Origin of the sequence: Arthrobacter sp. MMS18-M83, from assembly GCF_026683955.1 — a bacterium.
GTDB lineage: Bacteria > Actinomycetota > Actinomycetes > Actinomycetales > Micrococcaceae > Arthrobacter.
In genome coordinates this window covers 3,202,098-3,227,218 of the sequence record NZ_CP113343.1, presented here as the reverse complement: position 1 = coordinate 3,227,218, position 25,121 = coordinate 3,202,098, and the positions used below count along the sequence as shown (strand labels likewise).

The window sequence follows — 25,121 nt, the reverse complement described above, 5'->3', positions numbered from 1 at the left end:
GCGCCAAGGCGTATGGGCGCTGGAACCACGGCGGCTTGAGGGCCCGGAGGTGCGCAAGGTGCCGAGGATTCCGCCGGTTCCATGTAATCCCAAAGTTCCGCCAGCGGGTCCACCGGGACAACGGAGTCAATGTTTCCATAACTGTTCACTGCACCAGCTTCGGCGAACAGCGGAGTGCCCGGAAGCGGCCAATCGAGCTATGTGGAAACCCAGGAAACCCCGTACGTGGGTGTGGGCCGGGGACTACGTTCCAGAACGCAGCCCCCGGCCCACATCCACGATTTCGGCAACCCCAGAACTACTTCTTCGCCGCAGCCTTCTTCGCTGGCGCTTTACGGGCCGTGGTGGTCCGCTTGACCGGGCCCTTGGCGCGCTTCTCGGCGAGCAGCTCGATGGCCTGCTCCCGGGTCAGCTCTTCCAAGGACGTGGCGCGGGGAACCGTGATGTTGGTGACGCCGTCGGTGATGTACGGACCGAAACGACCTTCCTTCACCACGATGTTCTTCTCCGAGACCGGGTCCGGACCGAACTCGGCCAGCGGTGGCACGGCTGAACGTGCACCACGCTGTTTCGGCTGGGAGTAGATCTCCAGTGCCTGTTCCAGGGTGATGGTGAAGATCTCTTCCTCGGAGCCGATGGACCGCGAGTCCGTGCCCTTCTTCAAATACGGCCCAAAGCGGCCGTTCTGCACCGTGATGGGGTTGCCTTCGGCGTCCGCGCCGAGGACGCGGGGCAGGCTCATGAGCTGCATTGCTTCGTCGAGCGTGATCGAGTCAACGGACATGGACTTGAACAGCGAACCTGTGCGCGGCTTGGCCTTGACCGGCTTCTTCGGCGGCTTGGGTTTGCCGTTCTTGTAATACTCCACCGGCTGGTTTGCCAGCTGCTCTTCCGTCATTTCCGGGATGATCTCGGTGACATAGGCGCCGTAACGGCCGTTCTTGGCAACCACGCTGTGCCCGGTGTGCGGGTCCGCGCCGAGGACGCGTTCCTCAGGGGCTGCCGTTTCCATGAGCTCCACGGCCTTGGCCGCAGTGAGCTCGTCCGGTGCGAGGTCCTCGGGGACGTTGGCACGCGCCGACTCCACGACCTCACCGGTCTTGGGGTCGATAGTGGGGATCGAGCTCTCCAGGTACGGGCCGAACTTGCCGACGCGCAGGGTGATGCCTTCGGCAATCGGCACGGAGTTGATCTCGCGGGCATCGATTTCGCCGAGGTTGTTGACGATGCTCAGCAGTCCAGGATCGGCGTCTTCACCGTAGTAGAAGTGCTTGAGCCAAGCGGCACCAACGGCCTGGCCGTTGGCGATCTTGTCCAGGTCGCCTTCCATGTCCGCCGTGAACTCGTAGTCCACGTAGTCGGTGAAATGCTGCTCCAACAAACGGATTACGGAGAAGGCGATCCAGCTGGGAACCAGCGCGGAGCCCTGCTTCCGGACGTAGCCGCGGTCCTGGATGGTGGAGATGGTGGACGCGTAGGTGGACGGACGGCCGATGCCACGCTTTTCCAGCTCCGCCGTCAGGGACGCTTCCGTGTACCGCGGCGGCGGGGAGGTCTCGTGGCCCACGGCGACGATGTCTGAAGCCGTGAGGGAATCGTCCTTGGCAACGTTGGGCAGGCGGCGGGCTTCATCGGAGTCGTCGTCGCCGCGGCTCTCGTCCTTGCCTTCTTCGTAGGCTGCGAGGAAGCCCGGGAAGGTGATGACCGTACCGGAGGCCGAGAATTCGGCGTCGCGCCCATCGGCAGCCACCGCGCCGAGGCGGATGGTGGCCGTGGAGCCCTTGGCGTCGCCCATCTGGGAGGCGATGGTGCGCTTCCAGATGAGTTCGTAGAGGCGGAAGGCGTCGCCGGTCAAATGGCTTGCCACCTGCGCAGGGGTGCGGAAGGAGTCACCCGCGGGGCGGATGGCTTCGTGGGCTTCCTGCGCGTTGGCGGCCTTGTTGGCGTAGACGCGCGGAGACTGCGGCACATACTCGGGACCGTACAGCTCAGCGGCCTGGCGGCGGGCGGCTGTGAGCGCTTCGTCGCTCAATGCGGAGGAGTCCGTACGCATATAAGTGATGTAGCCGTTTTCATACAGGCGCTGGGCGATCTGCATGGTGCTCTTGGAGGTGAAGCGCAGCTTACGGCCGGCTTCCTGCTGAAGGGTCGACGTCGTGAACGGTGCGGCGGGACGGCGCGTGTACGGCTTGGTGTCCACCGAGCGGACGCGGAAGTCCGCGGTCTCCAGTCCGGCCGCCAACGACGTCGCGAGTTCCTCGTTGAGGTGCACGGCGTTCGAAGAGGTGAGGGCGCCGTCGTCGTTGAAGTCGCGGCCGCTGGCCACCTTCGCGCCGTCCACGGCAGCAAGCTTCGCCTTGAAGGACGCGGAACCGGTCCCGAACTGGCCGGTCAAGTCCCAGTAGGACGCGGATTTGAAGGCCATGCGTTCGCGCTCGCGGTCAACCACCATGCGGGTCACGACGGACTGCACCCGGCCGGCCGACAAGCCCCGGGCCACTTTTCGCCAGAGCACCGGGGAGATCTCGTAGCCGTATAAGCGGTCCAGGATGCGGCGCGTTTCCTGGGCGTCCACCAAAGCGCTGTCGACGTCGCGCAAGTTGTCCATGGCGCGATGGATGGCTTCCTTGGTGATTTCACCGAAGGTCATGCGGTAGACGGGAACCTTGGGTTTCAGGACCTCCAGGAGGTGCCACGCGATGGCCTCGCCCTCGCGGTCCCCATCGGTTGCGAGGTAGAGCGCGTCAGCGTCTTTCAGCTGGGCCTTGAGTTCGGCGACTTTTTTCTTCTTATCCGGAGACACCACGTAGTACGGCTTGAAGTCGTTTTCGATGTCGACGGCGAACTTGCCCACCGAAGTCTTCTTCAGTTCTGCAGGGAGGTCCGACGGCTGCGGGAGGTCGCGGATGTGGCCGATCGAAGCCTCGACAATGAAGCCTTCGCCCAGGTACTTGGCGATGGTCTTGCTCTTGGCCGGAGACTCCACGATCACGAGTTTCTTGCCGGTTTTTGCCTTGCTGGGCACGGTTCTCCTACAGAAAAATGAATTGCTTGGGCTGGTGCCCATATTGGCCTAGTTCACCATATTTTGCAGAATCGTGCGTTTCCACGTGGATAACTGCTGCGGAGAAACAGTGCAGTGAACTAGTTTGCGGGCGGCGTCCGGTCGTCCGGAATCATTGACCACATCGTAGCGATTCGTACCGCGCCTTCGGGAATCTGCGTGGGATCTTCGAGCTCATATGACCTAATGAGGTCCTGGAATTTCGCCTTGAGATCCGTCCGCTGATCCGAAGTCAGGTACAGCAGATCGCTGGACAAGAGCATGGCGGCCGCTTCGTTCGCGGTCTCTCCGCGCTTGCGCCGCTCACCGCGGGCCCGGGTGAAGGCGGTGGCCCGACGCCGGAACGCGTCCAGTTCGAGCTCGACGACGGCGATCTCCGGGCTCGGAGCGTTGCCGCCCGATTTGATGGTGAAGTCCGAACCGGCGGCCTTCCATCGGCGCTCGCGTGCATCGCCTTCGTTGTCCGCAGGAGTCACGATGCCCCATTTTTGGAGGGCCCGCAGGTGGTAGCTCATGGCGCTGGGCGTAAGCCCTGTCTGTGCCGCGAGTTCCGTTGCCGTGCGGCTCAGCTGGGTTGAGTAGAGCTCAGAGATGACCTCAAGCCGGGCGGCATGGGCGAGCGCCCGGATGGCTTTAGGGTCGGTGATCACCACCGTTTTCCCGGGCCGCTTCCGGCGTTTCGGGGATGCCAGCCCGTTGGATACCCCGTTGTCTTCATTCACCGGAACAGTTTATCCGGCAGCGTCGCCCTGATTGTCCGAAGCCACGGGCAGCAAAAAACCGTCGCGGACCAGGTTTGCGACGTCAGAGAGCAATCCGGTGCGGAAAGCATCGTCGTCGAAGTCGTCCCCTCCCCCAGCAGCGCCGACAAGGCGCCGATCAGCTGGCGGACGGACAATTCGCCGTCGCACGCCGACACAAAGCCGGCCAGCTCGGTGCTCAGCAGGTTCGTCCGGCGCAGCCCCGCGCCCTGACGCAACAAGATAACGCCGGGGTGTTCGGCGCCCGGCCGCTGGTGGCGTTCCTCGGTCACGTCGTCAGCCACCATCAGGTGGACGTCGGCGAGCTCGTGGGAGTCCAGCCAGTCGGCGCGTTCGATCGTGGCGGCAAGATGCGGACCGATCGGCTGCTCGATGGGATACGTGATCTCCTCGAAACGGGCGGGCACCGCTCCGGGACCCGCGGTACCCGTCCGCACGGGCCGCCGCAGCCAGATCATCCCGAAACCGATGGCCTCCACATTCCGCGAGTCGAAATCATCGAGGTAGGCGGCGTAGGCGTCACGGTAGAGCTCGCGGTCGCGGCCCTCGGAAGCGTCCTGCAGCCAAGTCTCCGCGTAGAGCTCCGGGCTCACCTGTTCCCGCTGGATGAACCACGCTTCCGTGCCGGAACCGGCCAGCCACGAGGCGGGGCGATCGCTCCATCCGGTGCCAGCGGGGATCTCCCAGTTGCCGAGCATCTGCGCCGTGCCACCGGGTGCGAGGACGTCCGGCAACGTGCGGACGAGGTTGGCGACGATGTCGTCGCCGGGCAGCCCGCCGTCGCGGTATGTGAACTGATCCGAGGCGTGCTCGCCGGCACTGCGTGGCGTAATGACGAAAGGCGGGTTGGACACCACAAGATCGAACGTCTCACCTGCCACGGGCTCCAAAAGGGATCCCAGCCGCAAGCTCACGCGCCGCTCAAGATCAGCCGGATCAACGTGCAGGGCCTCGGAGTTGAGCATCAGGTTGAAACGCGTGAAGGCGAGGGCCCGCTCGGAGATGTCTGTGGCCGTGACGTGCTCGCTGTGGTGCAGGAGGTGGAAGGTCTGGATTCCGCAGCCGGTCCCTAGGTCCAGGGCGCGCTTCGAGTGGCGACGGATGGTGGTCTGCACAAGGGTTGTGGATGCCTGACCGATGCCGAGCACGTGGTCATGCCTGAGCACGCCGGGTTGCTGATGGGCCGCGAGGTCGCTGGCAACCCACAGTTCGGCACCACCGCTGCCATCTTCATTGGAATCCCAACCATACGGCCGCAAATCCACTTTGGCGGCGACAGCACCGGCGTCGTTCTTCTCCACCAGGCCAAGCTCTATCAGGCCCGAGGTACGGATGCGCGGCAGGGCGGCGTCGACGTCGCTTTCGGTTTGCGGGACAGCCAGGAGCCACAAGCGCACGACGACGGCGAGCGCGGCTTTTGTGCCGCCAGTCCCCTGGTCTCCAGTGCGGTCGGTCGGTTCGGTGACGATCAGGGCGGGGATGAGCTGATCCCGGGCGAGGGCAGAGTGGGCAGACGCCCCGAGGAGTTCTGCCACTTCGTCCACTGTGTAGCCCACGCTCCGCAGGTCGCCGGCGAGCGCTGCGAGCAGTTCCTCGAGGTCGCTGCGGGGAGCATCGGGGGTGTTCGGGGCGGTCCCCAGGATGGTGGGCGTTGCGGGATCAGTCACCGTCCAAGTCTATTGGGCTGGTCTACTGGGGCTGGGGAGTGGGCACGGCCGTCTCGGAGCGGGTGTTCGCGTCCCGGGCTACGCGCCCGAGCGGGTAGCGTTGAATCATGGCATTTCACCCCTCCAGCCGGCGACACGCAGCACTCCTTGCTATCGGCGCCGGCACTTTGGCAATGACGGCGTGCGTCCCCGCAGGGTCCATCACTGACGCCAACATCCCTTCGTGGAAGGCAACGACCATTCCCTCCGCGGCCGGGATCGTCCTGGAGGATTCAGGAAGAATCCTGAACCGCGACCCCTTGGTCAAGAGCGTAGCCAACCTGGCTGCAGGCACGTACACCTTGACGGTGGCCTGCGACGGCGGTGGCAAGGCATTCTTCGCCGTTTCCGCGTCCGGCAAGCAGCTCACTGAGGCAGGAGCGGCGTGCAATGGCAGCCGCGAAACATCCCGCATCAAGGTTCCCTCGTCCGGTCCATTGAGCATCAGCACAAGCAGCGTCGATGCGCCCTTGATCTACGCGTACCAACTGGTCGCGGGTTCCTGACGCCACCTTGTTCCTGCAGCGGCGTTCCAACGGCGGCGGCCCGGCGTAGAGTCGGACTATGGGGTGGGTCCACGCCCTGAAGGTACCGGAGACACGGGTGGCGATTCCCGCCGTCGTGCTTTGTGGTGTGCTCGCGTGCGGCCCTCTGGCCTCGTGTGAATACACCTACGACGACGGTCGTGCGCCGGTGAGCAGTCCGCCGTCGGCAGTCTTCACCGATCCCGTGCTGCCCCGCGATCCGGCATTGGGCCAGACCGTCACGGGCGATGCACTGAAAGCCTGGGCGGGGGACGTACTCCCGGACGTGAACGGGCAGTCCTTCTATAGCAGCTACGGACTATTGTCACGTGGAGAATCCCGCGCTGAAGAAACTACGCAACTTCCCGGCGGTTCCTATGCCGTGACACTCGCGTGCCGCGGCGCCCGCAGCACCGAATTCACTGTGCGAAACGGGAGCGACGTCCTCATCGAGCTGATGCTGCAGTGCGGCACCACGCGGGTCAACGTCCTGCAACTGGAGAAAGATGCCGTCTTGGGTATTACGGTGACAGCCAATGCCCCGGCGAACTTCGCATACCGGGTGAGCCGCATCTAGGCGACCGCAGGCGACCCGGAACTGGGCGACCAGGAGCTAGGCGACCGGGAGCTAGGCCGCGCAGCCTTCCGGGCAGCGCAACGTTTCCGGGCTTGAGGCACATTCAGCGCAATACAGAGTAAGGTTTCGGCAGCTCAGGTTGGAGCAATTCTCAAACTTGTTGGTGGGCGCTTGGCAGCGGACGCATTGGCCGATGGTCTTGGCTTCCTCACTGAATTCCACGTGCATGCGCTTGTCGAAGACGTAAAGGGAGCCTTCCCACAGGCCTTGGTCCTTGTAGGTTTCGCCGTAGCGGACAATGCCGCCGTCGAGTTGGTAGACCTCTTTGAACCCGCGGTTCACCATAAGGCTGGAAAGGACTTCGCAGCGGATCCCGCCGGTGCAGTAAGTGACCACTGGTTGGTCCTTGAGCTCATCGTACTTCCCGGAGTCGAGTTCCTTGATGAAGTCGTGGGTGGTGGCGACATCAGGAACGATTGCGTCCTTGAACTTGCCGATCTGGGCTTCAAAGGCATTGCGTCCATCGAAGAACTTCACTTCCTGCCCGGCAGCCTTCTTTTGCTCCAGCAATGCGTGGAGCTCTTCCGGCTGGAGGTGAGTGCCGCCGCCAACGACGCCGTTCTCGTCCACTTTCAGTTCTCCGGGGGCACCGAAGGACACGATCTCATCGCGCACCTTGACGCTGAGCCGGGGAAAGTCCGCAGCGCCGCCTTCGGACCACTTGAAGTCGATACCGTGGAAGCCCTTGTACTCCTTGGTGGTCTTCACATACTGCTTGACGCTGTTCAGCTCCCCGCCGACTGTGGCGTTGATGCCGTCCCGGGAAATAAGGATGCGGCCGGTGAGGCCGAGCTTCTCGCACAGGGCACGCTGCCACAGCCGCACCGCGTCCGGGTCTGCAATCGGGGTAAAGCCATAGAAGAGCACGATTCTGTTTAAAGCCACGTATTTAAGGGTACTTGGTGGCCCCAAACTCCTGAGCCGAGCAGCTGTCCGACTTCCCAAAGTGTTAACTGAGCTGTTACTGGCCGCCCCTGTTGATTCCCAGACTGCTGGCATAGTCTCTCTACATGAGTCACGACGCCTTGGTTGAAGACATCGCGGATCTGCTGGAAGTCTGGGTTGCCGGATGGTCAGGTTCCCGGGGTTACGAGACCCGCAAGGAAGGACGGTTCCCCGCGGCGCTGCGTGCTGACAAGACCGGCGACTGGGAGTACTTTGCGCACGACCCCTCGGATTCCGAGTTTGCCGAACTTGCTGCCAAGACCGCCCAAGCGGACACCCGCATCCTGACAATCCTCACGAACGACGTCGCCCGCTATGACCAGCTGGCGCGGGAGCACGGGCTGAACGTCACTTCCGATTCCCAGACCATGATGATCGTGGACATGGAAACGCAGGATTCCGAAGACCCGTGGCTCTCCGATGACAATCTCAAGCTCACGACCTCCGAAAGCAAGGGCGTGCACTACGCCGTGGTCCACGCCGGCGAGAAGGTGGCAGCCAGCGGCCAGGTATTCGTGGTCAAGCAGACGGCCGTGTTCGACAAGATCGTCACCGAACCCAACTACCAACGCCGAGGACTAGGCAGCTTCATCATGAAAGCCCTCGCCGCACAGGCATTTGAGCACGACGTCGAAAGCGGACTCCTCCTGGCTTCCCTGGACGGACAGCACCTCTATTCGCACTTGGGTTGGAAGAACGTGAGCCAAGTACTCATGATGTCTACCAAGCGGGTCGACGAGACTGATCTGTCTGTGGCGTAGCGGCCCTTCGGCGGCCGGAGCGGTCCGCGGCGGCCTCAACAATGATCCCGGTTTCCGGCGCGATGGCAGAATGGCTGAGTGAGCGCAACTGAATCTGTGATCTCCCTGCTGGGCAGGAGCCCGGACCCGGAGCAGTTGCGACATGTCCGAACCATTCCTGCCCGCCAAGCAATCCATGAGGCATGGCCGGGCTGGGCCCATCCAGATATCGTTGCCGCCTACGGAACCTTGGGCATCCACGAACCGTACCGGCACCAAATCGAAGCAGCCGAACTCGCACACTCGGGCCAACACGTGGTCATTGCCACGGGCACCGCGTCCGGGAAGTCCCTTGCCTATCAGTTGCCTGCCCTCGACGCGATCCATCGTTCCGAGTTACGGGTGCTATCCGAACCGGGCAAGATCCACGACGACGGTGCAGTCACCCTTTATCTTTCCCCAACCAAGGCCCTCGCCGCCGACCAACTGGCAGCGATCCGCCCCCTCAAGCTCCCCACGGTCCGTGCCGAAACGTACGACGGCGATACCGACCAGTCGCAGCGCCGCTGGATCCGCGACCACGCCAACTTCATCCTCGCCAACCCCGACATGTTGCACTTTGGGATCCTGCCCAACCACACCTGGTGGGCCCGCTTCTTCCGCCGGCTGCGGTACGTCATCGTGGATGAGGCCCACAGCTACCGCGGAGTGTTCGGGTCACACGTCGCCAACCTCATGCGAAGGCTCCGGCGGATCTGCGCGTACTACGGTGCCGGCAACTCCTTTCCTGAGCCTGTGTTCATTGCCGCGTCCGCGACGGCCTCGGACCCCGGGACTTCCTTTGCCCGGCTCATCGGGACTCCCGTGCGCGAAGTTTCCGAGGACTGTTCGCCACACGGCTCCACCACAGTGGCTTTTTGGGAACCTGCCCTGACCGAGCTGAAGGGCGAAAACGGAGCAAAGGCCCGCAGGACTGCTGTGGCCGAGACCGCGGACATGCTGGCCAACCTGGTGTCCTCCCGCGTCCGGACCATCGCCTTCATCAAATCCAGGCGTGGGGCGGAGACAATTTCATCCATCGCCAAGCGCCTCCTCGACGAGGTAGACCCCAGCTTGCCCCAGCGGGTTGCTGCGTACCGCTCTGGCTATCTCCCTGAGGAGAGACGCGCCTTGGAGAAGGCCCTGCGCTCGGGCGAACTGCTAGGGGTCTCCAGCACGTCAGCGTTGGAGTTGGGAATCGACATTTCCGGACTGGACGCGGTACTGGTAGCCGGTTGGCCCGGGACAAGGGCCTCCCTGTTCCAACAAATCGGACGAGCAGGCCGCGCGGGCCAAGACGCCATCGCCGCATTCGTGGCCAGCGACGATCCACTGGACACCTACCTCGTCAACCATCCGGAGGCAATCTTTGATGTGTCGGTCGAAGCCACCGTCTTCGACCCCGGGAACCCCTACGTACTCGGCCCCCACTTGTGCGCGGCGGCCGCCGAGCTCCCAATCGGGGTGGCTGAACTTGGCCTGTTTGGACCAACGTGCGAACCTCTGCTGAATCAGCTGGTGGAGCAGGGGTACCTGAGGAAACGGCCCGCCGGCTGGTTCTGGACCCACCCGGAGAGCGCCGCGGCCATGGTGAACCTGCGCGCGGACGGCGGCGGCCCCGTGAGCATCGTGGATTCCGAGACTGGCTCTCTGTTGGGCACCATGGATTCGCCGCAGACGCACTACCAGGCCCACGCCGGTGCCATCTATGTGCATCAGGGCGACAGTTACCTAGTTGAGGAACTGAACGAAGAAGACCACTGCGTGATGGTTCGGCGGGCCAACCCGGACTACTACACGACAGCCCGGGACGTGACACAGATCGAAGTCCTGCAGACTCTCCGAACCATGGAATGGGGCGACATCGCAGTTCACTTCGGGGAAGTGAAAGTGACAACACAGGTAGTTTCCTTCCAACGTAAGGCATTGATTTCCAATGAAGTCTTAGGGGAAGAGCCGCTGGAACTCGGGGCCAGGGACCTCTTCACCAAGGCAGTTTGGTTTGTGGTCCACAACCGCTCGCTGACAGGCGCGGGCCTTATCGAGGCACAGTTCCCGGGTGCGCTTCACGCTGCTGAGCATGCCGCCATTGGGCTTCTCCCTTTGGTGGCTTCAAGTGACCGCTGGGACATCGGCGGTGTCTCAACAGCGCTTCACGCCGATACAGGGGTTCCCACGATCTTTGTCTACGACGGTCATCCAGGCGGTGCCGGATTTGCCGAGCGTGGCTTCGAGAAAGCCAAAGTGTGGTTGACGGCCACAAGGGACGCCATCAAGGCATGTGAGTGTGAGAACGGCTGCCCTTCTTGTGTCCAGTCCCCCAAGTGCGGCAACAAGAACAACCCCCTGGACAAGGATGCCGCGGTCACCCTGATCGACGTACTCCTGCGGGACGCTGTCTAGGGGCGGCCGCCACCCTGATCGACCTGCTCCTGCGGGACGCTGTCCAAGGGCATGTGGCCAGGGCATGTGGCCAGGGCAGCAGCCGCCTAGGGCGGCGGACCAGCCCTTGAACGGCCGGTGGCCGTCCCGAAAACCGCGCCACGAACCAACTCCGTGCGGACGTCCACGATCTCACCATGCCTGAGAATGCAGGCCGACAACGACGCTCCGTGCCTCGCAGCGGCCTCGCCGGCGACGACGCAAGGATCTCCTGCTGTCAGTCCACGGGCAGCGTCCGCTCCCGCGAGTGCGGCAAGGTCGGCGGCCGTGGCGGCGCGTTGCGCCATCGCCGCGGCCTGGGCCAACATGAGTGCTCCTGACATGCAGATCATGACGACAAGTCCCAAGGCAAGAGCCAGGACGGTGCCGGAGCCGCGTTCCCCTTTGCTACAGATCGCATTGGCGCGGGCGGTATCTGCCCTCACGCCACGTTCCGCGTTGCTAGGACCCACATTGGCCCAGGCAACCCCAGCACTCACGCCGCACTCCCTCTGACCGCGGCCGGCATTGGCGTGGGCGATGTCTGCCCTCACGCCGCTACCCCTTCCACAAGGCGTTGGAGTCCCAGCCTGGCCACCGGCGCCGCGACTGGCGCGGCACCCTTGAAATCAACAACCCTGTCCCCGACATCGGGGAAGGGCGAAGTGGCCGCTGACGTCCGGGGCGTCTCTCCCTTGGCCGAAGCCGCGGCTGAAAGCGTCCATGGGATGAGGGATCCGAGCGGGCCAGCCACCGGGGCGGAGACCGTGACCTTGATCCATTCGCCGTCTTCCGAAACAACGGCCACGGCGGCATCCCCTGCCAATCTCCGGACGATCCCGTCCACGGCCGAATTTCCATCACCGCGGGCCAGAGCCCGGGCACAGGCCCTCGCTGCTTCTTCCAAACGCAGCTGGGTAATTCCGGCCGCAGTTCCGGCGAGAAGTAGGGCCAAAAGAAGCAAGACAGCTGGCAGTGTCACGGCGAACTCCGCAGTGACGGCACCTTGATCTCTCTCGGAGAGAGCGAGGCTCCGACGGCCCTTCCCCGAGCCATGAAGCTTTTCCTCCGAAGAAGACCGTCTGGCAGAAGAACGCCGCCGCGCGATGATGTTGTGGCCCGAGCGCCTGGCAGCCCGTGCCCACCGTCGTACAGAATTCTCAGCACAACGCTTGGATCCCTGCCTCTTCGTCATGGCAGTGCGAGTGCGCTGCGAATGAGGTTGAGGAGGAAACCGCGCACTTCCTCGCTGCGAAGGATGACCACCAAGAGTCCGGCGAAACCCACCGCGGCAAGCGTGGCGATCGCATACTCGGCTGTGGCCATCCCAAGCTCGGACCCCATAAGCCGCCTCTTGGACTGTCTGATTGCAGGAAGCTCCGCGTCGGACCGCGCGGGGCTTGTTTCGCCGGAGGAGCGTGGGCGGACGGGCGGACGGACAGGCTGGTTTCGCTGTGAGCCCGGGAACAGCCCCAGAACCTCAGCCTCCGGCTGGGAGGGGACCGCTTGGATCAAGGTATCCGCAGTTGCATTCATTTCATTTCCTTTCGCTGGGACCGACTTGCTGCCGGCCATACTTCGACTCTCCCGTTGGGATCCGGTCTTCAGAAGAACCCAAGTTTTCTATGTGGAAAACTCGCTTCTGGCACCCCATGTGTGGAAGAAAACCCGAGCGGTCGCGTCACGCGCCGCACCAGGCTCAAGCGCCACCGCCGCTCAGGAGGCGCGACCGACTATCCCGCTGACGGAAGCATGGCCAACAGAACCGGGATGACTCCGAGACAGATAAAGGCAGGCAAAGAACACAAGCCCAGCGGGATGACGAGTTTCACCCCGAGGGCCGCTGCGCGCTTTTCCGCAGCCCTGAACTGTTCACGCCTGAGGCGGGCTGCCTGGGCATAAAGAATGGCCGAGGACGGCGCGCCTGTCAGTGCGGCGAAGGCGAGGGCGTCCTTGAGCTTGTGTGCTTCAGCGCACTGCTGGCCCGAACTCCGCCACGCAGTCTCCCAGTCGGTTCCGATGTCCAGGGCGGCAACCACGGATCCCAGGGAGCGGCTGAGCTGCGGACTCGCACATCCAGCGATCAATTCGAGGGTCCGTCCAAGTCCTGCCCCTGAATCGAGCATGGCTGCCACCAACTCAAGAATCATTGGCACATTGTGCAGTCCTTCGTGCCCATCTGATCGCCGCCTCCGGGAATTCCGGGCCATGCCGGAAGACGGGCGCCCATGAAGGTGCTTCGGCGGCTCAATGCCCCCGGGGATCCGCGAAGCATCCGCAGGGCTGTGTGCTGCCGGGATCTTCCCGGATTCGCGAGCCCGAGGACTACTGCAGAAATCAAGACCACGGACACAGCGATGGCGGGGAAAGTCGAATCCATCAGTCGATGCCCGCCGCCACCAGCACCAATCGCGATGACCAGATCCTGCCTGCTAGCGTCAAGACGATCCCCGCCGCGAGCGCCGCCAATCCGATGCCATTGGCCATCAGGATCCCCAGGGGATCCACCCCCAGCACCATGCCCAGCCCAAGCCCGAACACGGGCAACCATGTCAGGAGGCGGACGGTGGCCTTCGGACCGGCCAGTGCAGTCTGCCGAGCATCACCGGCGTCGTCTTCCGCTTCAAGCTGGGAGGCAAACCGCGTCAACACATCCGCCAACGGACAACCGCTTGCCTCGGCAACGTCCAGGCAGGCGGCGAGTTCTCCCCAGATTCGCCGTTCCACGGGAAGCCCGGCCGTCAGATCCTTCGCCGCCGACATTCTGATGGCTTCGGCGACGGATGCCCCTATCGTGGAGGCCGATCGCGCTGCCGCCAGGACACGAAGGGATCCGGTCGACAGTACGGGTAATCCCGAAGCCTTCCCGCGTGCCTTTGGTACGCCGGCATCGACCGAACCATCGCCCTGTTCCCTGCAGCCATGCACCATCCACAGTTCCACCCAAAGCCTTGACGGCGACCGGCCGCCTCGGAGGAGCGCAGCCAGCTGCTGCACGAGCACCGTGAGCGGCAACGCGTCCCCGCGCGTGCGCCTCCACGGCCTGCGCGCTATAGCTGGGACCGAGGGAGCAGGTGCCAGGGCGCGCACCACCCGTTTGCCACGTCGCCGGGACGGTTGGAACGTAACCCACGCAGCGCCTGCAAGGACGAATATGAGGATCGCGGTCACGCGACAGCTCCAAGACGATGATGCGAACGGGGAATCGGTCCATCCGGCCCGAGCAATTCGGGCGAAGTCTGCGGCCCCGGCAACTCGGGTGAAGCAGGCAGGAGCCCTGGGTCCAGCTCAAGGCGGGCTGCAAGCTCCGTCCAGGCCGGACCGGGAACAGCGGCGCCTTCGCACAGCTCCACGGCAGGCACCACGGATTGGCCTGTCCGGCCGTCCGCCAATAGCCCGATGCACGAAACCATCCTTCCGGCAGGGGTCCGCTCGACGTGGACCACGGCATCCAATGCTGTTGAAAGTTGTAGGCCTACGGCTTCCCTGCTCAGGCCTGCAAGGGCGCCCAAGGCAACGAGCCTGGCGGGAACGGCGGCGGCGGCGTTTGCGTGGATCGTGCCGCCGCCACCCGTATGGCCGGTATTGAGTGCCGTCAGCAGTTCGCGGACTTCGGCCCCTCGGCATTCGCCCACGACGAGCCGGTCCGGCCGCATCCGCAACGCCTGCCGGACGAGCTCGCCGAGGTCCAGGACACCTCCACCTTCAAGATTTCCATGCCTGGACTCAAGGGACACGACGTGTGGGTGCACCGGGTTCAGTTCTGAGGCGTCTTCAATCAGCACAAGCCGCTCATGGGGACTACTCAGACCGAGCATCGTGGACAGCAATGTGGTCTTTCCGGACCCGGTGGCACCGCTGATCAGGAAGCTCAACCTGCGGTCAATCATGGCTTCCAGCACCCGCTGTACGGGTAACCCGAACATTCCGCCCTCGCAAAGCTCATCCATGGAGAACACTTCCTCGCGCCGGATCCGCACGGACAACAAGGTTCCGGCTGTCGAAATCGGCGGCAGCACCGCGTGCACCCGGTAGCCGCCGTCGAGCCGGACATCGACGCAGGGTGATCCGTCGTCCAAGCGGCGTCCGCCGGCTGCCACAAGCCGGGAGGCAAGGGCGCGGATTTGAGGTTCGCCGTCAAAGTGCAGCTGGGCTCTTTCCAGCCCTTTGCCGCGGTCGAACCAGACGGAGTCCGGGCCATTCACGAAGATGTCCGTCACGGAGGCATCCCGCGCAAGTTGTTGGAGAGGCCCCAGCCCACTCAGTTCAGCGCTGATCGATTCGACGGCGGCGAGCGCACCGGCGGTTCCGAGTAGACGGCCGGTGGCATGGACGGCGGCGGCCACCCGCGATGGCGTGACAGGTCCGGCGTCCGACATGACCGTTTCCCGAACGGTTTCAAGGAGCGCGGCGTCCAAACGCTGCGACAGACGCCGGCGCCCGCCGGTTGAGAATCCAGGCGCACTCATGCTGCTCCGTCGTCGAGCAGTTGAAGGACGGATCCAGCAAAGCGACGCACGGCCTTGCGCTTACCGAACTCCAAGAGGCGTCCATGCTCCGCGGCCCCGGTGGTTCCCCGAAGTTCGGGCAGGACGCCGTGGAGGGGAAGGCCAAGCGACTCGGCAATGAGGGGTCCGTCCACGGAAGAACCGGTGTTCCCGCGGATCACGAGCGCCGTTTCCACGGGCGGCAGCTCCTGGAGTAGCCGGGCACCGGCGACGGCTGCCCGGAGCTGTGCCGGGGCTACCAGGAGGATCCTGTCGCAGTCCCAGGCGAAGCTGCCAAGCGATTCCGTTCCTCGGCCAATATCGACAATGACCAGTTCATAACCCCGTCTGCCCGCATCCAGAACAGCTGCGACTGCACCCGACCCGACGTCCGGGGCACGGTCGCGGCTGCCTGGCCAGGACAGGAAAGAGAATCCGCCTGCTGCCGGGAGTGAGTCGCTCAGCTGCCCGGGGTCGATGCTGCCACTGGCGCCGGCAAGATCGGGCCAGCGCAGCCCCGGCGCGTCTTCCGCAGCAAGGCAAAGCTCAAGACCGCCTCCCCGAGGATCACCATCAACCAACAATGTCCGTACCCCGTGGATGGCCGCTTCCTGGGCCAGCCAGACTGCGACCGTGGAGGCACCTGCACCTCCGCATCCTCCTGTCACCCCGAGCACCAGGCCTCCAGGGTCAGGGGCGTGGGAGCGGCTGAGGTGCTCCGCCAGCCATGCCGCAGCTTCCGGCAACACTGCGACCCGTTCGGCCCCTAAGGCCGCTCCCAACTGCCACAAAGAGTCCCCCTCGCCGTTGAGTCCCAGCAAGACAGAAGGTGCACGACGGCGGGGCGGCAGTTCGCGGATGTCGCTACCCAGAAGGACCATCCGCGCGGAGTCCCACACCGACAAGGCCTCGGACGAATCGACCGCGGTCCGAAGGCTGGCACCCACGGCCGCTGCGATCCTCTCCATCTCAGCCTGAAGCCTGGTATTGCCCGTCACCAACAGGACTTCGGCGGAATCGACGGGAAGCCATGACGCCCCCGGCACCGGGCCCGGATCAGGCCCGGGCCCCGTACCGGATGTCCTTGACCGGTGGCCGCGACGTTGAAGCATCTCGGCGCGACGCACACCGCCGCCCCTGCCACCGGCTCTGCCACCACTGTCGTCACTCTGTTGGAGATGTTGCCCGCTCATGAAGCCACTGTCCCCGGTTACCCGGGAGCATTGAAGAACCGTATTGGCGTATGTGGACAAACAACCACAAAAGACCCTGTGGAGGACGAGTCCGCCCGAACAAAAGCACTGCGAACAAAAGCACTGCGAACGAAAGCTCTGCACGAAAGCTTTGCCCACCGAAGCCAGCGCTCAGAAGGATTGCGGACGGCACTTGTCCGTAACGTGCAAGCTTCCACCGAACCGCAGGGCAGAATTGAGATCATGTACCTGTTGCTCGCCGCCCATCCAGACGGCGCAGCTATTCAGGAATGCAATCCGGCTGGAGCAGCCCTGGCAGAGCCGCGCGTCGTAAGAAAAGCCGATCTTGCCGGCGTCGTACGCGGGCTGGAAAGGCGGAGGCCGCGCTGGATCTGGAACCGGACGCAGGATTGGTACCCGGCAATGCTGCAGGCCGGTGTGGAACTGGAACGGTGCCATGACCTGACGCTCTGCCGCGCCATCCTGGTCCACTCTGAATTCACGGCACACACCGACTACGCCCGCAGTGCGGAAAAGCTCACGCAGGACGATGAAATGCCGGTTCCTCCACGCGTCCTGCAGCCTCCCCCGGCCCCCGCCGAGCAAGACGCGCTTTTTGACGATCTTGTCCCGCGCAACACGCAGCCCGGCCTCGACCACATCCGGGCCGAGTTCGCTGCCCAGCAGGACGCGCTTGGCCAGGCTTCCACGGAAGAAGGCCGCCAGCACCGTCTGAAACTCCTGCTGGCTGCTGAATCCGCCGGCGCCATGATCGCCGCGGAAATGCAGTTCACCGGGGTGCCCTGGCAGGAGACGCTGCACGAAGACATCCTGGAAGGCCATCTGGGTCTCCGACCTCTTGTCGGCCACCGGCCAGCCCGGCTCGAGGCGCTCTGCAACGAGCTCCGTGGGATCCTCAATACTCCCCGGCTGAACCCGGACTCGCCCCAGGACCTCATGCGTGCCCTCCACCGGAACGGCATCGAGGTGAAAACAACCCGCCAATGGGAACTCAAGGAATCAAAGCACCCGGCCATCGAGCCCCTTCTGGAATACAAAAAGCTCTCCCGCTTGTTCACGGCCAATGGCTGGTCGTGGCTGGACGCGTGGGTGAGCGAAGGCCGGTTCCGTCCCGAGTACGTGGTGGGTGGCGTGGTTTCCGGCCGCTGGGCTTCCAGGGGAGGCGGGGCTTTGCAGATCCCTCGCCAGATTCGGGGCGCGGTGCACGCCGACCCGGGCTACAAGTTGGTCGTAGCCGACGCCTCCCAGCTTGAGCCGCGGGTTTTGGTGGCCCTGGCCCAGGATTCGAAGATGGCCGAGGCTGCGCGGGATAAAGACTTGTACGCCGGCATCGCCGCTCAGGGCTTCGGTGGCGACCGTGCGAAGGCCAAAATCGCGTTGCTGGGTGCAATTTACGGCGCCACCACGGGCGAATCAGGGCGGCTTATGCCCCAGCTGACCCGCACTTATCCGCGAGCAGTGGGCTACGTCGAGCAGGCAGCCCGCGACGGCGAAGCCGGCCGGACCGTGACCTCCAGGTTGGGCCGCAGCAGCCCGCCGCCGTCGGACCGCTGGATCCGCAGCCAGCAATCCACGACGGCGGAAGAACAGAGGCGGGCGGACAGCATTGCCCGGTCGCGGGGACGTTTCACGCGGAACTTTGTGGTGCAAGGTTCCGCCGCGGACTGGGCGTCATGCTGGCTGGCTGAACTTCGACGGCGGCTGCGCACCGTACGGGCCAATGGCCTGCCTGTCGGGGAACTCGTGTTCTTCCTACACGACGAAGTCATGGTTCACGCACCTATCGAGTCGGTGGATGCCTGCATCAGCGCCATCGAGGAGGCCGCAGCAGCCGCGAAGGAGCTGCTGTTCGGGCGGGTTCCGGTGGAATTTCCGGTGAGTATCGCCGTCGTCGATTCTTACGACAAAGCGAAGTAAGCACCCCTATTGCCCCCGGTTCAGCTGGGGAGGACGATTGCCCCGTGGGAAGCAAAGGCCGGACGCTGTTGGCCGCATACATTGCCTTCCAGCTGACAGAGCTGGAGGGCCAATTGCCGTTGATCGGGGCGGCTGATCCGGAAGCCGTACACAATGCCAGGCTCGCGCTTCGCCGGATCCGTTCGGTGCTCAGCTGCTATCGCGGGCTGGTCCCAAAGCTCCCTCGGCCGGCGCGCCAGGAAGTCAGGTGGCTGGCAACATCGCTCGGCGAGTCCCGAGATGCCTACGTCCTGGCCCAGAGGATACGGCTCTCCCTTGACACGAAGGATTCATGGAACGCTCCCGAGTCCTTGCGCCTGGCCGTTGAGGAACTGGAATCGTCCAGCGCGCAGCTGGCGTCCACCCTCGGAAGGCGCAAGCGCAGCAGGCGGACAGTGCGGGCTGCCAGGGCGCTAGTGGACGCCCCCGATGCCAAGGAGTACAAGCCCCCGACGGCGGACCTTGCGGAGCGCCTCCAAGTGCAGTGGGAGCGGCTGCAGCACAGCCTCGCGGAGGAAGCGGGCAGCGACGACCCGGACGTGCGCAATGCCGCGCTCCACCAAGCCCGCAAAGACGTCAAGTGCCTCCGGTACTCGGTGGAGGCGGTTGCGGACGCCTTCAGCCACCATGCTGCCGGAGTGATCCAACCGGCGATCGGTCTGCAGCGGCTGTTGGGCGAGCAGCACGATGCCGTGGTGGCCGGAGACTGGATCAGGGAACTGGCGAACACCGCCGGCGTAGACGCGGGCGATGCCCAAAGGTTGGAGGAGATGGAAGTCCGGCGGCGACTCAACGCGGAGGAAGAATTCCGGATGGCCATTGCGGAATATCCGGTGCCGGCCCCGAGGCGAGCACTGACCTTTTGAGGACCGCGTCGTAGGAAGTCCGGAACCATAGCGTCCGGCAGGGCGGAAAGCGAGTCATATGGCGGAAACTAACTTGGCATGACCCGGGCAAGTCATGTACTCCAAAGTAATTTCAGCACTCCCCTTGCGTCTGGATAGGCTCATTCATGGCGTTCCGGGTGAGGGACACCACAGTGCAAGGACGCACTAACTGTGCGAGGCAGCATACAAGGGGGAACAGCAACGATGGCTGGACGATTCGAGATTCTCAAAGACGGCGAAGATGGCTACCGTTTCCGACTGATGGCAGCCGACGGAACGCTGGTTGCGGAGTCTCCGCAGTTCAAACACCTGAAAGCGGTAATCGCCGGCATTACAGCGGTACGGGAAAATGCCGCCACGGGCATCGTCGAGGATCACTCAAAAACAGCCCGACGCGCAGCGTAGCGGACCCACGGCGCCGGCGGGCGCCCGGCCGGTCGGCGGGCTATAGCCAGCTAGATCTCGATGTCAAGAACCCGTTCCGCGTCCCACGGAACCGTCCACCCTAAGGCGTCGAAAAGGCCGCTGAGCACCATTCCGGTGAAACCCCAGACCACTAGTCCGTTGACTTTGAAGACGGGACTCGAGAAGGTCCGGCCGAATCGGGTGAGCGTCCCGGTGTAGCGGTTGTCTGGGTCCAGGAGGTCCCGCACAGGAACTCGAAACACTTGCGCCGATTCGGCATAGTCCACAACGCGAACGGGAGAGGGCGACGCCCACCATGCCAGCACCGGAGTGACGACGAAATTGCTGCGGATCAGCCCGAGTTCCGGCATGACGCCCAGCACCTGCACGCCTCCGCTGTCCAGGCCGGTCTCCTCTACCGCTTCCCTGAGGGCTGCCGCTACGGCTGACTCATCCCCGGGATCGATGCTGCCGCCGGGGAACGCCACCTGTCCCGGATGATCGTCCAGGGTGTGCGCGCGTTCCAGGAGCAACACATCCAAGTCGGCGGGGGCCACAGGTTTCCCGGATTCAGCGGGGACATCGTCCAAGACGCCGAACAGCATGAGAATAGCGGCTTTTCGTGCCTTGTCTGGATCCACCGTGGCGGCGGCAATCCGCGGGTCAGGACCTGGGTGAAGGCCGGAATCAATCTTGGTGATGAGGCTGACCAAGTCTTCCAGCGCGGTCATCGTGGGCTCCTTTGCGATTCCATCCGAATCTCCGCAGCACGGTGGGTCTCGGCGAGCAGCCTTGCCAAAAGCGCTTCGTTGCCGGGCGCCAGTTCGTATTTGAGCAACTTGGCGGCTTTGACCGGATCGGTTTCGCCTTCACCGTAGCTGGGACACCAATTGGCCACCGGGCACGCCCCGCACGCCGGCCGGCGCGCATGACAGACCCTGCGTCCGTGGAAAACCACCCGGTGCGACAGCATGGTCCAGTCCTTGGGCTCGAACAGTTCGGCGACGTCGAATTCGATTTTCACCGGGTCCTCGGATGTCGTCCACCCAAACCTGCGCGCCAGCCTGCCAAAGTGGGTGTCCACCGTGATTCCGGGAACGCCGAAAGCGTTGCCGAGCACCACGTTCGCCGTTTTGCGCCCAACGCCGGGGAGCGTCACCAAATCTTCCAACCTGCCGGGAACCTCGCCGTCGAACTCGTCCACCAAGCGCGTGCTGAGCGCCAGGACGTTCCGCGCTTTGGCGCGGAAGAAACCGGTCGGTTGCAGGATCGCCTCCAGCTCGGCGGGCTCGGCCTCGGCCATGCTCCTGGCATCCGGATAGCGTGAAAACAGGATCTTGGTGACCTGGTTGACCAGCACGTCGGTGGTCTGGGCGGACAGCACCGTGGCCACCACCAGTTCGAACGGGTTCCGGAAATCAAGCTCCGCATGGGCGTAGGGATAAAGCCCGGCGAGAGCCTTATTGATTTTGCGCGCACGCCGCTTCAATGCCAGCGGGGTTTCGACGGCGGCGTCCACAGCGGGCATGGCTAGCCGCGTTCGATGTGGCTGAGATCGCGCAGGATGCCTACTTTGCCATCGGTGTCCTGCACCAGGAATTCCTGGCCTCGGTCTTCGAGGGCCAGGACCCACGTGCCCGGCTCGATGGTGAAGACGGGGATTCCGGTGTGCTCGTCGACGACGGTGCGGGGATGGGCCACGGCGAACCAGAAGGCCTCGTACCCGGAGCCGTGTTCTTCTTCGTCCCTTCGCGTCGCCGGATCAACGGTGGCTCCGATGATCTGATGCGCCCTGGTCTGCTCAAGATTGGGCTGCTCTGAGCTGGGCTGGTTCCCCATGCCTGCCGTCTTGACTGTCCCGATGTGCTGGGTGGCGGTTCCGATGGGCCTGGCGGGCTCGGCAGGTACGACGGCGGCGTCCCCGGCTGCGGGGGCGGCGGGTGCGACGTCGGCGGACTCTGTTGCTGCCGGACTGGACGGTACTGTGTCCGAGGAACCGGGGTCAGCTGGGCCGAACGACGTCGGAGCGGCAGCTGCCGGAGCCCACGGCGCTGAAGTTTCGGGAGCTCGCTTTTCAGGCTCCGACCTGACGGCCGCCGACGCGACAGGTTCCGGAGTGGCGCGCGCGGAAGCTTCAGGCGAGGCGTCGGGCTTGGGCACCACCGGCTTCGGCGCGATGGGCTTGCGGGTTGGGATGGCCGCTTCCCGGGCCACAACGTGCGCGGGCTGTTCGGCCCGGTCCTTGAAGTCCTCGCGGAGCGCCGGCAAGTGCGGAGCCAGGACCGTCGCAGCGAGAAAGCCCACCGAGCCGATCAGGCCTACCAGCGCGAACACAGTAAACGCGCCTGCCGTGGCGAGGAAGAACATGGTCACGGCGAACGACGCCACAACGGAAGCGAATTGGTCAATCGAGAGCGAACCGATTCTCACCACGTTTCCCGGCTGCAGGCGCCGCGCAACGAACAACGCCGTCACCACCAGGGGAAGGATGATGCCCAGGGCCAGGAAAAAGAGGTTGTCCAGGTTCCACAGGTTGTAGCGCCCACCAAACATCGGCAGGAGGGAACCTACAAACATCAGCAAGGTGGAGCCGAAAACAGTCACGTCCCGGGTGGTGAACGGTCCCAGTACCGCTTGGTACTTCGGGGAGGTCTTGCGACCGGGTTCTGGCGCCCCGGCTCCAGTTGCTGCTTCGGGGGCCGATCCGGGCGCGAGCGCACCGTATTTCGGGCCTTGGCTCGTCTGGTTCATGTGCAAATCTCCTTTGTACGGCGGTGCCCGATACGCGGCCGCCCAAGGCTGCACCCAGTGTTTTCGGGCCAGGCAGGGGCGCCAAGTCTTCGCGTCTCGAGACCTCTTCAGCCTATGCCACCCTTCTGACAGTCCACTAGCTGGCACGTGCGCGGAGACTAGGAGGCGGGCCCTGTGATCTCCGCTTTTGGAGCTACCCTGAGAGCAGTCGGAGCCGTTCGGCGCGAATCAGGCGCCGCTCACGGTCCAGATTGTGACCGCAGACACTTGTTGTCAGCTCAAAACGCTAAGGTGGGTTCCGGAAAAGCTCTTTGCGGAATCCCGTGAGGCGCCCCAGCCCAACGCCGTGCATGCTACGCGCGCCTGGGCAGGGCAGCCCGCCACAGGACCCGCGCGGCAGAGATCGATGAATGATGAGGTTCACATGTCCCAGGACGCCAATGGATCGACCACCACCGCTGCACCCGGATCTGACCGGGCAGGCAACGGCGATGCCCTCGAAAACCTTCTCCACGAGAACCGGAAGTTCGCGCCCACCACTGAGTTCGCCGCCAATGCGGTAGTCGGCGCCGAAGTCTATGCGGAAGCGGATGCGGACCGGCCTGCGTTCTGGGCCAAGCAGGCCCGTGAACTCCTGGACTGGGACACGGACTTCAGCCAGGCCCTGGACTGGTCCAACCCGCCGTTTGCGAAGTGGTTCGTCGGCGGCAAGGTCAACGCCGCCTACAACGCCCTGGACCGGCACGTCGAAAACGGGCTCGGGGGCCGGGTGGCCATCCACTTCGAAGGCGAACCCGGCGACACCCGCAGCTACACCTATGCGCAGCTCACCGAAGAGGTGAAGAAGGCCGCAAACGCCTTCGAATCCCTCGGGGTAGCGAAGGGCGACCGGGTGGCCGTGTACCTGCCCATGATCCCCGAGGCCGTGATCACGATGCTGGCCTGCGCCCGGATCGGGGCCGTGCACTCGGTGGTGTTCGGCGGCTTCTCCGCCGACGCCCTACGCTCGCGGATCGACGATGCCGAGGCCAAGCTCGTGGTCACCGCGGACGGCACCTACCGTCGTGGCAAGCCCAGCCCGCTCAAGGCCGCCGTGGACCAGGCCCTCGCCAAAGAGGGTCACACCGTCCGGAACGTCGTGGTAGTCAAGCGCAACGGCGAACCGGTGGACTGGCACGAGGGCCGGGACCAGTGGTGGGACGACACCGTCGGCGCCTCTTCAACGGAACACACCGCCGTCGGGCACGACTCCGAACACCCGCTCTTCATCCTCTACACCTCCGGCACCACGGGCAAGCCCAAGGGCATCCTGCACACCACCGGCGGCTACCTCACCCAGACCGCCTACACCCACAAGGCGGTCTTCGACCTGCACCCGGCGACGGACGTGTTCTGGTGCACCGCCGACGTCGGATGGGTCACCGGCCACTCCTACGTCGCCTACGCTCCGCTCATCAACGGCGCCACGCAGGTCATGTACGAAGGCACCCCGGACTCCCCGCACCAGGGCCGCTGGTGGGAAATCGTTCAAAAGTACGAGGTCTCCATCCTCTATACCGCCCCCACGGCCATCCGGACCTTCATGAAGTGGGGCCGGGAGATCCCGGGCAAGTACGACCTGTCCTCGATCCGGGTCCTTGGCTCCGTGGGTGAACCCATCAACCCCGAAGCCTGGATGTGGTACCGGGACGTCATCGGCTCCAACGCCGGCAAGAACGGCGAAAAGAAGGAGAACCCGGCCCCGATCGTGGACACCTGGTGGCAGACCGAGACCGGCGCCCAGATGATCGCGCCCCTGCCCGGGGTCACCGCGACCAAGCCGGGCTCGGCGCAGGTCCCGCTGCCCGGCATCGCGATCGACGTCGTGGACGAGGCCGGTGAGTCTGTCCCGGACGGCCACGGCGGCTACCTCGTGGTCCGCGAACCCTGGCCCGCCATGCTGCGCGGCATCTGGGGCGACCCGGAACGGTTCAAAGACACCTACTGGTCCCGCTTCGAGGGCATGTACTTCGCCGGCGACGGCGCCAAGAAGGACGAAGACGGCGATATCTGGCTCCTGGGCCGGGTGGATGACGTCATGAACATTTCCGGGCACCGGCTCTCCACCACCGAAATCGAATCCGCGCTCGTGTCCCACCCCTGGGTGGCCGAAGCCGCCGTCGTCGGAGCCGCTGACGAAACCACGGGCCAGTCCGTGGTCGCGTTCGTGATCCTGCGCGGGGACGCCATCAACGACGGCGACGCCACCGTCCAGGAACTGCGCAACCACGTCGGCAAGGAAATCGGCCCCATCGCCAAACCCAAGCACATCCTGGTGGTCCCCGAACTGCCCAAGACCCGCTCCGGGAAGATCATGCGCCGCCTCCTCAAGGACGTCGCGGAAGGCCGCGAACCCGGCGACGCCACCACCCTCTCGGACCCCACCATCATGGCCCAGATCGCCCAGTCGCTGAAGAAGTAAGCATTTCACCAAGCCACATAAGGCGCCAAGCCACCACGCAAAGGCGGCGGTCCCCTTCCCGGGGACCGCCGCCTTTGTCATGAAACCCACCGTCGCAAGAATGTTATATTTAGTTCTTTCATG

The 25,121-nt window shown here is 64.4% G+C and carries 21 protein-coding genes and 1 pseudogene; 8 read left to right on the top strand and 14 right to left on the bottom strand.

Annotated elements, in window-relative coordinates; translation table 11 throughout:
• Positions 1-298: 298 nt before the first annotated feature.
• The 3 genes and pseudogenes from topA to OW521_RS15265 form a co-directional block, all read right to left on the bottom strand.
• Complete coding sequence (gene topA / locus OW521_RS15275; RefSeq protein ID WP_268020468.1) at positions 299-3,025, bottom strand: type I DNA topoisomerase; 2,727 nt, start codon at positions 3,023-3,025, stop codon at positions 299-301.
• A 119-nt stretch (positions 3,026-3,144) separates the two neighbouring features.
• Positions 3,145-3,786 carry an ArsR/SmtB family transcription factor gene (locus tag OW521_RS15270; RefSeq protein ID WP_268020467.1) on the bottom strand — a complete coding sequence of 214 codons (642 nt, stop codon included), beginning with the start codon at positions 3,784-3,786 and terminating at the stop codon, positions 3,145-3,147.
• A 9-nt stretch (positions 3,787-3,795) separates the two neighbouring features.
• Positions 3,796-5,492: pseudogene (locus OW521_RS15265) on the bottom strand (DUF7059 domain-containing protein).
• Between the two features lie 107 nt (positions 5,493-5,599).
• On the opposite strand from OW521_RS15265, the gene OW521_RS15260 reads away from it, so the two are divergent.
• Together OW521_RS15260 and OW521_RS15255 are read left to right on the top strand one after the other, a co-directional pair.
• Positions 5,600-6,037, top strand: a complete 438-nt coding sequence (locus OW521_RS15260) for a hypothetical protein (RefSeq protein ID WP_268020466.1) — start codon at positions 5,600-5,602, stop codon at positions 6,035-6,037.
• Between the two features lie 58 nt (positions 6,038-6,095).
• Positions 6,096-6,632: a hypothetical protein gene (locus OW521_RS15255; RefSeq protein WP_268020465.1), complete on the top strand. Its 537-nt coding sequence runs from the start codon at positions 6,096-6,098 to the stop codon at positions 6,630-6,632.
• A 51-nt stretch (positions 6,633-6,683) separates the two neighbouring features.
• Here the strand turns inward: OW521_RS15255 and trhO are convergent, their stop codons facing one another.
• On the bottom strand, positions 6,684-7,577 hold the full coding sequence (gene trhO, locus OW521_RS15250) for an oxygen-dependent tRNA uridine(34) hydroxylase TrhO (RefSeq protein WP_268020464.1): 894 nt from the start codon (positions 7,575-7,577) through the stop codon (positions 6,684-6,686).
• A gap of 125 nt (positions 7,578-7,702) precedes the next feature.
• Between trhO and OW521_RS15245 the strand changes: the two genes are divergently transcribed.
• Positions 7,703-8,398, top strand: coding sequence for a GNAT family N-acetyltransferase (locus tag OW521_RS15245; protein ID WP_268020463.1), 696 nt, complete (start codon positions 7,703-7,705; stop codon positions 8,396-8,398).
• A gap of 78 nt (positions 8,399-8,476) precedes the next feature.
• Positions 8,477-10,819 (top strand): DEAD/DEAH box helicase, encoded by a 2,343-nt coding sequence (locus OW521_RS15240; RefSeq protein WP_268020462.1) that lies wholly within the window; start codon positions 8,477-8,479, stop codon positions 10,817-10,819.
• A gap of 86 nt (positions 10,820-10,905) precedes the next feature.
• Here the strand turns inward: OW521_RS15240 and OW521_RS24190 are convergent, their stop codons facing one another.
• The 7 genes from OW521_RS24190 to ssd form a co-directional block, all read right to left on the bottom strand.
• Positions 10,906-11,391, bottom strand: a complete 486-nt coding sequence (locus OW521_RS24190; protein ID WP_326493963.1) for an Rv3654c family TadE-like protein — start codon at positions 11,389-11,391, stop codon at positions 10,906-10,908.
• On the bottom strand, positions 11,388-11,819 hold the full coding sequence (locus OW521_RS15230) for a TadE family type IV pilus minor pilin (protein ID WP_268020461.1): 432 nt from the start codon (positions 11,817-11,819) through the stop codon (positions 11,388-11,390). Before OW521_RS15230 ends, OW521_RS24190 begins: the two co-directional genes overlap by 4 nt.
• 209 nt (positions 11,820-12,028) lie before the next feature.
• The gene (locus tag OW521_RS15225; RefSeq protein WP_268020460.1) at positions 12,029-12,373 is read right to left on the bottom strand and encodes a DUF4244 domain-containing protein; all 345 of its coding nucleotides are present in this window, start codon (positions 12,371-12,373) and stop codon (positions 12,029-12,031) included.
• A 197-nt stretch (positions 12,374-12,570) separates the two neighbouring features.
• Positions 12,571-12,987 carry a type II secretion system F family protein gene (locus tag OW521_RS15220; RefSeq protein ID WP_442781276.1) on the bottom strand — a complete coding sequence of 139 codons (417 nt, stop codon included), beginning with the start codon at positions 12,985-12,987 and terminating at the stop codon, positions 12,571-12,573.
• 229 nt (positions 12,988-13,216) lie between these two features.
• A complete protein-coding gene (locus tag OW521_RS15215; RefSeq protein ID WP_268020459.1) occupies positions 13,217-14,008 on the bottom strand; it encodes a type II secretion system F family protein in 792 nt (263 codons plus the stop codon).
• Positions 14,005-15,306 carry a TadA family conjugal transfer-associated ATPase gene (locus OW521_RS15210; RefSeq protein ID WP_268020458.1) on the bottom strand — a complete coding sequence of 434 codons (1,302 nt, stop codon included), beginning with the start codon at positions 15,304-15,306 and terminating at the stop codon, positions 14,005-14,007. The genes OW521_RS15215 and OW521_RS15210 overlap by 4 nt, the downstream gene beginning before the upstream one ends.
• A complete protein-coding gene (gene ssd, locus OW521_RS15205) occupies positions 15,303-16,322 on the bottom strand; it encodes a septum site-determining protein Ssd (RefSeq protein ID WP_268020457.1) in 1,020 nt (339 codons plus the stop codon). The genes OW521_RS15210 and ssd overlap by 4 nt, the downstream gene beginning before the upstream one ends.
• Before the next feature lie 438 nt (positions 16,323-16,760).
• Here ssd and OW521_RS15200 point away from each other — a divergent pair, with 438 nt between their 5' ends.
• The 3 genes from OW521_RS15200 to OW521_RS15190 all read left to right on the top strand — a co-directional run bounded on the left by OW521_RS15200 (position 16,761) and on the right by OW521_RS15190 (position 19,786).
• Entirely contained in the window at positions 16,761-18,455 is a 1,695-nt protein-coding gene (locus OW521_RS15200) for a bifunctional 3'-5' exonuclease/DNA polymerase (protein WP_268025902.1), read from the top strand.
• A 44-nt stretch (positions 18,456-18,499) separates the two neighbouring features.
• Positions 18,500-19,360 carry a CHAD domain-containing protein gene (locus OW521_RS15195; RefSeq protein ID WP_268020456.1) on the top strand — a complete coding sequence of 287 codons (861 nt, stop codon included), beginning with the start codon at positions 18,500-18,502 and terminating at the stop codon, positions 19,358-19,360.
• Between the two features lie 225 nt (positions 19,361-19,585).
• Entirely contained in the window at positions 19,586-19,786 is a 201-nt protein-coding gene (locus tag OW521_RS15190) for a YegP family protein (RefSeq protein ID WP_268020455.1), read from the top strand.
• Positions 19,787-19,836: 50 nt separating this feature from the next.
• Here the strand turns inward: OW521_RS15190 and OW521_RS15185 are convergent, their stop codons facing one another.
• The 3 genes from OW521_RS15185 to OW521_RS15175 are packed head-to-tail and all read right to left on the bottom strand — an operon-like array spanning position 19,837 to position 22,537.
• Entirely contained in the window at positions 19,837-20,517 is a 681-nt protein-coding gene (locus tag OW521_RS15185) for an NUDIX hydrolase (RefSeq protein WP_268020454.1), read from the bottom strand.
• Entirely contained in the window at positions 20,514-21,314 is an 801-nt protein-coding gene (gene nth, locus OW521_RS15180) for an endonuclease III (protein ID WP_268020453.1), read from the bottom strand. The genes OW521_RS15185 and nth overlap by 4 nt, the downstream gene beginning before the upstream one ends.
• A 2-nt stretch (positions 21,315-21,316) precedes the next feature.
• Positions 21,317-22,537, bottom strand: coding sequence for a hypothetical protein (locus tag OW521_RS15175; protein WP_268020452.1), 1,221 nt, complete (start codon positions 22,535-22,537; stop codon positions 21,317-21,319).
• 424 nt (positions 22,538-22,961) lie between these two features.
• Between OW521_RS15175 and acs the strand changes: the two genes are divergently transcribed.
• Positions 22,962-24,998 (top strand): acetate--CoA ligase, encoded by a 2,037-nt coding sequence (gene acs / locus OW521_RS15170; RefSeq protein ID WP_268020451.1) that lies wholly within the window; start codon positions 22,962-22,964, stop codon positions 24,996-24,998.
• Positions 24,999-25,121 lie beyond the last annotated feature (123 nt).

Excerpts from the sequence above, each read along its gene's own strand:
- OW521_RS15260 (WP_268020466.1), top strand. The coding sequence starts at position 5,600 with ATGGCATTTCACCCCTCCAGCCGGCGACACGCAGCACTCCTTGCTATC.
- OW521_RS15255 (WP_268020465.1), top strand. The coding sequence starts at position 6,096 with ATGGGGTGGGTCCACGCCCTGAAGGTACCGGAGACACGGGTGGCGATT.
- OW521_RS15245 (WP_268020463.1), top strand. The coding sequence starts at position 7,703 with ATGAGTCACGACGCCTTGGTTGAAGACATCGCGGATCTGCTGGAAGTC.
- OW521_RS15225 (WP_268020460.1), bottom strand. The coding sequence starts at position 12,373 with ATGAATGCAACTGCGGATACCTTGATCCAAGCGGTCCCCTCCCAGCCG.
- OW521_RS15220 (WP_442781276.1), bottom strand. The coding sequence starts at position 12,987 with ATGATTCTTGAGTTGGTGGCAGCCATGCTCGATTCAGGGGCAGGACTT.
- OW521_RS15210 (WP_268020458.1), bottom strand. The coding sequence starts at position 15,306 with ATGAGTGCGCCTGGATTCTCAACCGGCGGGCGCCGGCGTCTGTCGCAG.
- OW521_RS15200 (WP_268025902.1), top strand. The coding sequence starts at position 16,761 with ATGTACCTGTTGCTCGCCGCCCATCCAGACGGCGCAGCTATTCAGGAA.
- OW521_RS15190 (WP_268020455.1), top strand. The coding sequence starts at position 19,586 with ATGGCTGGACGATTCGAGATTCTCAAAGACGGCGAAGATGGCTACCGT.
- OW521_RS15185 (WP_268020454.1), bottom strand. The coding sequence starts at position 20,517 with ATGACCGCGCTGGAAGACTTGGTCAGCCTCATCACCAAGATTGATTCC.
- nth (WP_268020453.1), bottom strand. The coding sequence starts at position 21,314 with ATGCCCGCTGTGGACGCCGCCGTCGAAACCCCGCTGGCATTGAAGCGG.
- OW521_RS15175 (WP_268020452.1), bottom strand. The coding sequence starts at position 22,537 with ATGAACCAGACGAGCCAAGGCCCGAAATACGGTGCGCTCGCGCCCGGA.
- acs (WP_268020451.1), top strand. The coding sequence starts at position 22,962 with ATGTCCCAGGACGCCAATGGATCGACCACCACCGCTGCACCCGGATCT.